Origin of the sequence: Sporolactobacillus nakayamae, from assembly GCF_900113325.1 — a bacterium.
Taxonomy (GTDB): domain Bacteria; phylum Bacillota; class Bacilli; order Bacillales; family Sporolactobacillaceae; genus Sporolactobacillus; species Sporolactobacillus nakayamae.
Window position 1 is genome coordinate 79442 of record NZ_FOOY01000016.1, and the last position, 8037, is coordinate 87478.

Genomic DNA, 8037 nt, shown 5'->3' on the forward strand with positions numbered 1-8037 from the left:
TTATTTACTCTTATAATTGATAATTTCCTTAAGCTTTAGGGCTTATCGGGTTTTGTTGTTTAACGGGAAGTTGAATTTCTTCTGCAATGACGTGGTATTTAGCGAACATACCTGCACTGTATTTTGTGAATGGGTATAAAATACAGTTGACACTTTTTAAAAAGTCTGATATAAATAGAATCACCAACTCAAAGGGAGTTTTAAGTCATGATCAAATCAGGCAAACTCCAATTGAATAACTTTTATTACTACTTTGGTTTCTTTCGTTAGTGTTTGCATTCGCTTCAACAGGGTGCAAACACTTCAGCAGAAGGTTGCATCCATGCGGAAGCCAAGGCGGTACGATTTAACTTGGAAAAATAACCACATGGATTAAGAATCAATAATCCGTGTGGTTTTCATTTATCGCGAGAAATTCCGATCGCCCACGGTTATTGAAGCCGTGGGTGATTTTTTTCGCACAAAAATTTTATAAAAGGCAGGTAACGAAAAATGACCCACTCATTAGTTGGCAAAATGAAAACGGAATTGAACTTGCTTAAGCCTTCGGACATTCTGAAATTCGATCAGGATATTTCAGGAATCCCGGATATCATTAAATTGACACTTGGCGAACCGGATTTCAACACGCCCGAGCATATTAAAGAAGCGGGAAAACGCAGCATTGACAATAACCGGAGCCACTATGCACCGCCTGCAGGAACACCGGGTTTAAGAAAAGCAATCAGCAATTTTCTCAAGGAAAAATATAATTTATTTTACAATCCGGATCACGAAATTCTTGTTACCGCCGGTGCGACGGAAGCGATCTACACCGTGCTCACATCGATTTTGAATCCTGGCGATAAGGTGCTGATTCCGACACCGATTTTTCCTTTATACATTCCGGATACGATTCTAGCGAAAGCGGAACCGGTATTCATGGATACCTCATCAAATGGTTTTGTTCTTTCGCCTGAATTACTCGAAGAAACACTTGCAAAACATGGTGACGCGGTTAAGGCGATCGTCTTCAATTTCCCGACCAACCCAACCGGTGTGACGTATCGCAGAGAAGATGTGAAGGCACTCGCAGCAATTTTGGAAAAACATGATCTTTTTGTCATTAGTGATGAGATTTACAGTGAGCTCACCTATGGCGAACACCATGTTTCCATGGCTGAATATCTGCCGGAACAAACAATCGTGCTTAACGGTGTATCAAAATCGCATGCGATGACCGGTTGGCGAATCGGCTTCATTTGTGCACCGGCCGCGATTACGACGGAGTTGAGCAAGATTCATCAGTTCACAATTACCTCAGCGACAACGATGGCCCAGGACGCGGCTCAGGAAGCATTTGAAAATGGAATGGATGACGGTGCGGAAATGCGTGTGGAATATGAAAAACGGCGCGATTTTGTTTATGAAGAAATGAGCAAAGCCGGCTTTGCTTGCGTGAAGCCGGAGGGCGCTTTCTATCTGTTCGCCAAAATTCCGGAAACCATGATTCAAAAAAGTCTTGATTTCTGTACGGATCTTGCATACAAGGCTAAGGTCGCTGTGATACCCGGCGGTTCTTTTGGCCCCGGTGGTGAAGGCTATATTCGAATCAGCTATGCGGCAAGTATGGAACAGTTGACGGAAGCGATGAGTCGAATCGCAAACTATGCGGCGACTATTAGTGAAGAACAAGGGAGCGTGCAGCGATGAAAGTGATTATGTTCAGTGTACGAGACGATGAGGAAGCAGCAATTAGGAATTGGGAAAAGAAAACCGGTGTTCACGTCGACATTAACGATTTGGAACTGGATGCGGAAACCGTGCAGAGGGTCAAGGGTTATGATGGCATCGTCATTCAGCAGCGTAATCGTATTAGTGATCCGGTGATCTATGAGACTCTGGAAAAATTCGGCTTGAAGCAGCTCACATCACGAACCGCGGGTTTTGATATGGTTGATCTTGAACAGGCGACGGCGCATGGTTTGGCTGTGACGAATGTTCCGGCCTACTCGCCGAATTCTGTTGCAGAATTGGCCGTAACGCAGACGATGCGGCTGATCCGCAATCTGCCGCTGTTCGACGCGCGAGGTGCCGAACAGGATTTTCGATGGGCAGGACTTCAAGCACGGGAAATCCGCTCACTGACTGTCGGCGTTATTGGTGCCGGACGAATCGGCGGAACGGTTGCCCGCCTGTTTAAAGGGCTTGGCGCGACAGTGATCGCAAATGATATCGTTGAACGTGATGATTTGCGTGACGTGCTCAACTATGTTTCAAAAGAAGAACTTTTGAAGACAGCGGATGTTGTAACGCTGCATGTTCCGCTGATGGAATCAACCACCCATTTGATTGACGCGGATGCACTTGCGTTAATGAAGCGCGACGCGTTCCTTGTGAATGCATCACGCGGACCAGTCGTTGACACAGATGCTTTGATTGCGGCGTTGACTAATAAAAAAGTTGCCGGAGCTGCGCTAGATACATTAGACGGCGAAGAACACTTCTTCAATCAGGATTTGCGTGGCAAGGATATTCCAAGCAAGCAGCTGAAAACACTGCGCGCGATGCCAAATGTATTAATTACGCCGCACATCGGTTTTTACACAAATCTAGCGGTGCAGAATATGGTTGAAATCAGCTTGAATGATGTGCTCGCAATTTTGAAAACAGGTCGGAGCGAGCATCAAGTTAACAAAGTGGCTGTTGAAAGCTAAAAAGAAGGTCAGCTCATGGAGATTGTACAAACAAAGGATGCCGCACTGATCGCCAGGCTGAATGAACCAGTTCAAGCCTTACATGCCGAGCTGTATCCTGAGTACTTTAAGCCGTATCGTTTTAATGAAATTCGTCAATGGTATGAAAGGGTCATCGCCAGTGATCCTGATTCAACGTTCTTAGTGATTGAAGATGAAGGTCAAATCGCAGGCTATGCTTGGATTCAAGCTTTGAGTCGAAAAGAAAATCCGTTTATGATAGCTCGAACTGCACTCGAGATTCATCAATTCTGCATCATGCGAACCGAACGCAGAAAGGGTTATGGGACTTTTTTGATGAGCTACATTTGTCAAATGGCCAAAAACAAAGGGATAAATGAGATTGATCTTGATTACTGGGCGGACAACGAAGCAGCAGAGCTATTTTATAGGAAGCAAGATTTCAAGGTATACAGAAAAGCTGCTCATCGGATCGTGTAAACAAACAACAACTATTTAAGTGAAGGAAAAATGCGTCACGCAGATCATATACTGCGTGATTTTTGTATTCGAAAAGATCTTCATGTCTATCCTATAGTTCTGGATTTTTTCCGGATTAAATGCCGAGTTTCCCGGATTGAGTCCCAGTATGACGTTATAAATCGTTTTAAACTTTTATGCTTCACAGTTCGTCAACTATGCACTAGATTTGAACAATTTTTTTCATCAGAATTGGATTCACAGCATTAGATCCAATTGGATCTTTTCGGAGGACATTGGTATGGATATGATAAGAATAATCACTTTTCATACTTAATAAAAAAGGAGGCAGCTATGAGACTGGAGATTAACCGAGAGGATCCGATGCCTGTCTATTTGCAAATGGCGAATCGAATTAAGGAACAAATACTGTCGGGAATTCTTCCGGAAGGCTTTGTTTTACCGCCTGAACGAAAGATGGCGGATGATCATCACGTTAGCCGAACAACTGTCATCAAGGCTTATGAAGAACTCAAAGCATTGGGGCTCGTGATGTCCAGAGTTGGACAAGGGACTGTGGTCACTGAAAGGAAACTTCCTGCAACGAATGGATCGGAACCGCTTATTTTTCCGATGTCTTGGTATCCGCTCTTCGATAAAAAAATCACCAATGTTAGCGATACGGTGAGTGAGATCATGTATATCGGCAATCAAGGCAATATGATTTCTCTTGCGGCAGGTATCGGCGATCCGAGTTTGTATCCAGTCGATGAGCTTCGAGAAATTCAAAATGAGCTGCCGATCGACAGTGATCATCTGAATTTATGTCCTGTTGAAGGTTACTATCCGCTCCGCAAAAGTATTGCCCAATTGATGGGTTCTCGCAACTTATCCGTTACTGCAAAAGAAACAATGATCGTGACCGGATCGATGCAGGGCATTGATTTCGCGGCGCGAACATTCTTGTCTCCCGGTGATGCGGTTATTGTTGAAGAACCAACTTTTTTGCAGGCGATTCAATGCTTTAGGGCAACAGGCGCAAGGATTATTGGCATTCCTATGGATGAGGAAGGTATTCGGCTAGACATCCTCGAGGCACAGTTGGCACGGTATAAGCCTAAACTTATCTATACAATCCCTAATTTTCATAATCCAACGGGTGTTTCGATGAGCATGGAACGAAGAATGGGGCTGCTGAAATTGGCGTATCATTTTCAAGTGCCGATTCTTGAGGATGATCCTTATGGAGATATTGCGTTTGATCAAGAAAAATTGACGCCGCTTAAAGCACTTGATCCGTATGGATATGTGATCTATCTCAGTACCTTATCGAAGGTTCTTTTTCCAGGCTTAAGGATCGGCTGGGTTGTTGCGCCGGAGCCAGTCATGAAAAAATTTGTGCTGCTCAAGCAGATTACCGATTTGCATGTGAATACGGATAGTCAGATCTTGATTAACCGATATCTCAGAAAAGGACTTTATGAACCACATCTCAAAAAGATTCTGCCGATCTATAAAAAGAAAAGGGACGTTGCTATTAAAGTGCTTAACGAAGAAAAGGGACTCGTTCATTTTGAACCTCCCGAAGGCGGCTTTTACTTATGGTGCCGAATTCCTTACTCTGTACCGCAAAAGAAATTACTTGCGTTATGCGCGGATCAAGGAATGATCTATACGCCGGGAACGGTGTTTTTCCCTCAAGAAAGCGATGGGGAGCACTGGCTGCGATTGAATTACACCTATGAGACGATAGAACGCTTGACTGAAGGGCTGAACCTGCTCATTAAGGCGATAAAGAAGCTAAGTGTGCAGAATGAGCCATCAGATAAGGAAACCGGCGTACGCCCAATCGTTTAAAAAAGAGAGGAAGATCCCATGATGAAACTTAACTTTTCAGAATGCGCGAGAAGCGTATCCAATTCAGCAACACGAGAAATATTAAAAGTAACAGAGCAGCCTGAAATTATTTCCTTCGCAGGTGGGCTTCCGGCGCCTGAGTTATTTCCGGTAGCAGGTATTAAAGCAGCCTGTGAGGCGGTGCTCGATGAAGCAGGGGAACAAGCGCTTCAGTACAGTACAACTGAAGGTTATCTTCCGCTGCGTGAGGCTATTGCCGAGCGGATGCGTACTCTTGGAATCGTCACGACTCCGGAACATTTGCTTGTTCTCACGGGATCTCAGCAAGGGCTTGATTTGACTGGTAAGCTGTTTCTGGACAAAGGAGATGTTGTGATCTGCGAGAGCCCCACTTACCTTGCGGCGATCAATGCGTTTAAGGCGTACAGCCCGCGATTTGTCGAAGTGCCGATGGACGATGGCGGTATGAGAATGGATGAACTCGAGCTGGCGCTCCAAGCGAATCCAAATGCTAAATTCATTTACACAATCCCTGACTTTCAGAATCCGACCGGACGAACGATGAAGCTTGAGCGACGAAAAAAGCTGGTCGAACTCGCGAATCAATACAACATTGTGATATTAGAAGATAATCCGTACGGTGCGATTCGTTTTGTCGGGAAGGATCTGCCACCTGTAAAACATTTCGATACCGAGGGCAGAGTGATCTATTTGAGCACCTTCTCAAAGATCTTCGCTCCTGGCCTGCGTCTGGGATGGATCTGTGCTGATGAATCCATTCTTAACAAATACGTTGCGTTCAAGCAAGCGACCGACCTGCATACAGATAGCTTTGCGCAAAGAGTCACGGCAAAATACATGGAGCTGTTTGATCTGGAGGAGCATATTCAAAAAATTAAGGGTGTCTACCGCGCGCGTCGGGAAAAAATGATGGAATGCATTGATGCGTTTTTTCCAAAACAACTCAAGCACAGTGCTCCCGAAGGCGGACTGTTCATTTGGGTGGAGCTTCCTGAAGAGATTAACGTCCAAAATTTATTTAAGAAGTGTTTGGACAACAAGGTTGCCTTCGTGCCGGGGGATTCGTTCTTCCCAAATGATGCAAAGATCAACGCATTCAGATTGAACTACTCGAACATGTCTGAAGAAAAAATTGTTGAGGGCATGAAGCGGATCGGAAACGTTTTAAATGAAACGTTGATGCTCGTGTGAACGAAAAAACAGCTCTTCTGCGGATCGTACCGCCTGAGAGCTGTTTTTTTACGCTTAGTTAAGCTGTTGTTTGCTGATTTCCGGATTTCAATAGTCCAAATTTGGTCAGGCGCTGGCGAACCTGAATGCCGACAACGCTGGCGATGACTGCTTTAACCACACCCACAATGAGGAATGGATAAACACCGGCAGCCAATGACTTCGCCCAAGAAAGGTCGAGGACATATTTCAATTGGATCGTGCCGATTGCTAAGGTGATGAACATGCCGACAATGTTGGCGATGATCGCCATTGGTGTAGTGAATTTCGTGTATTCGAGAATCAATCCGGTAACAAGTGCGGCAACGATAAATCCGGTAATATAACCTCCGGATGGCCCAAGAATAACGCCGAATCCGCCGCTCATTCCTGCGAAAACAGGAAGGCCGATGGCACCGAGTCCGGCGTAAACAATCATTGATACTGTGCCATATCTGCTTCCGAGAACAGTGGCGGTAAGTCCAACAGCCAGCGTCTGACCGCTTATCGGAATAATGGGTAACGGAATGGTGATCTGCGCGAGAATAGCAGTAATTGCCGCAAATAGTGCGCATAAAATTAGGTTCTTTAATCGTGTATGATTCATAATGAATAAGCTCCTTCGTTTATATGTTAACCCAAGCGAATAATAGGTTAACATACATGGAGGCTAATTACTATATTTTTTTATTAAATCGCAGGTGTATTGATTTCAGAATTAAAATACAGATGCACACCAATAAGCCAAAATAAAAACCCAACTCTTTTTAGAGGGGGCTTCACTACATGGAATGATAGGATATAACAAAATGCAGGATGGCTAGTGTTGAAGAAGGGTTAATGTATTTATGATCCAGATCGCCTTTGAATTTAATCGAATCATACGCGTTTAGATGATACGTTTCACCGCCCACTTCCAATTCCAATTCGCCGGACATGACAGTGACGTATTCGTTTACGCCAAATTGATGTGCGGAGGATGGATACTCGGCATTCGGCTGAAGGTAACCGCGATATAATTCATAGAGTCCATGCGATTGGAAGAGGGGTTCGGCAACAAAAATCTTATCTGAGCTGGCTAGCTTCATGCTGTCTTCTTTGCGCGCGATTGACACATCGGACTCTATAGACAGAAGCGCACTGACCGGGATATTCAACCCGTTCGCAATCTTCCAAATGACGGATAGGGTTGGGTTGCCGTCACCGCGCTCAACGTTCATGAGTGTAAGTTTGCTGATACCGATCTTGGTCGCCAAATGCTCAAGGCTCATGCCTCGGCTTGTCCGAAATTGGCGCAGATTGGCTCCAATTCGCTTACCGGCATTGCCGTCTTCCCAAGGGTTGTTCTGCAAGACTATCATCTCCTTGGTACATTTTAATATACAAAAGATAAATTAATATATACTTGATTTCCTGCGTCCTTACTCGTGACTTCAGTCATGAGTAAGGACGCCCTTCTTTTGTAAAAAAACGAACATTTGTGCTATATTTAAGGTAACCATTTTTTACAAAAAAGGAGGAACGGCTGTGCTCATCCAAAAGGCGTTTAAGTTTCGGCTTTTCCCTACGGAAGAACAAGCCGTTCAAATCAATAAGTCCATTGGATGCAGCCGGTTTGTCTACAATCATTTTTTAGACTGTTGGGAAAAGACCTATAAACAAACCGGGAAGGGCTTAACCTATAACACCTGCAGTAAAGCCCTGACGCAGCTCAAAGCCGAGCTGCCTTGGCTCAAAGAGCCGGATAAGTTTGCCTTACAGAATAGCTTAAAGAACCTTTCCAAGGCTTATGACC

General features: G+C 44.6%; 8 protein-coding genes. 6 read left to right on the forward strand and 2 right to left on the reverse strand.

The genetic code is table 11. The features are described from left to right. The first annotated feature begins 492 nt into the window (after positions 1 to 492). From BM003_RS11615 to BM003_RS11635, 5 genes are all read left to right on the forward strand, one after another. Positions 493 to 1692 (forward strand): pyridoxal phosphate-dependent aminotransferase, encoded by a 1200-nt coding sequence (locus BM003_RS11615; RefSeq protein WP_093673253.1) that lies wholly within the window; start codon positions 493 to 495, stop codon positions 1690 to 1692. Beyond that, on the forward strand, positions 1689 to 2696 hold the full coding sequence (locus tag BM003_RS11620) for a D-2-hydroxyacid dehydrogenase (RefSeq protein ID WP_093673255.1): 1008 nt from the start codon (positions 1689 to 1691) through the stop codon (positions 2694 to 2696). The genes BM003_RS11615 and BM003_RS11620 overlap by 4 nt, the downstream gene beginning before the upstream one ends. 15 nt (positions 2697 to 2711) lie before the next feature. Continuing rightward, positions 2712 to 3176: a GNAT family N-acetyltransferase gene (locus BM003_RS11625; RefSeq protein WP_093673257.1), complete on the forward strand. Its 465-nt coding sequence runs from the start codon at positions 2712 to 2714 to the stop codon at positions 3174 to 3176. 333 nt (positions 3177 to 3509) lie between these two features. Beyond that, the gene (pdxR, locus tag BM003_RS11630) at positions 3510 to 5012 is read left to right on the forward strand and encodes a MocR-like pyridoxine biosynthesis transcription factor PdxR (RefSeq protein ID WP_093673259.1); all 1503 of its coding nucleotides are present in this window, start codon (positions 3510 to 3512) and stop codon (positions 5010 to 5012) included. A 21-nt stretch (positions 5013 to 5033) separates the two neighbouring features. Then, positions 5034 to 6224: an aminotransferase-like domain-containing protein gene (locus BM003_RS11635; RefSeq protein WP_093673273.1), complete on the forward strand. Its 1191-nt coding sequence runs from the start codon at positions 5034 to 5036 to the stop codon at positions 6222 to 6224. A gap of 58 nt (positions 6225 to 6282) precedes the next feature. On the opposite strand, the gene BM003_RS11640 is transcribed toward BM003_RS11635, so the two are convergent. Both BM003_RS11640 and BM003_RS11645 read right to left on the reverse strand, forming a co-directional pair. Beyond that, entirely contained in the window at positions 6283 to 6849 is a 567-nt protein-coding gene (locus tag BM003_RS11640; RefSeq protein WP_093673261.1) for a biotin transporter BioY, read from the reverse strand. Positions 6850 to 7024: 175 nt separating this feature from the next. Beyond that, positions 7025 to 7594: a helix-turn-helix domain-containing protein gene (locus BM003_RS11645; protein ID WP_370646029.1), complete on the reverse strand. Its 570-nt coding sequence runs from the start codon at positions 7592 to 7594 to the stop codon at positions 7025 to 7027. A gap of 175 nt (positions 7595 to 7769) precedes the next feature. Here BM003_RS11645 and BM003_RS11650 point away from each other — a divergent pair. After that, positions 7770 to 8037 (forward strand): helix-turn-helix domain-containing protein (locus BM003_RS11650; protein ID WP_177184766.1); only part of this gene is annotated, 268 nt, incomplete at its 3' end.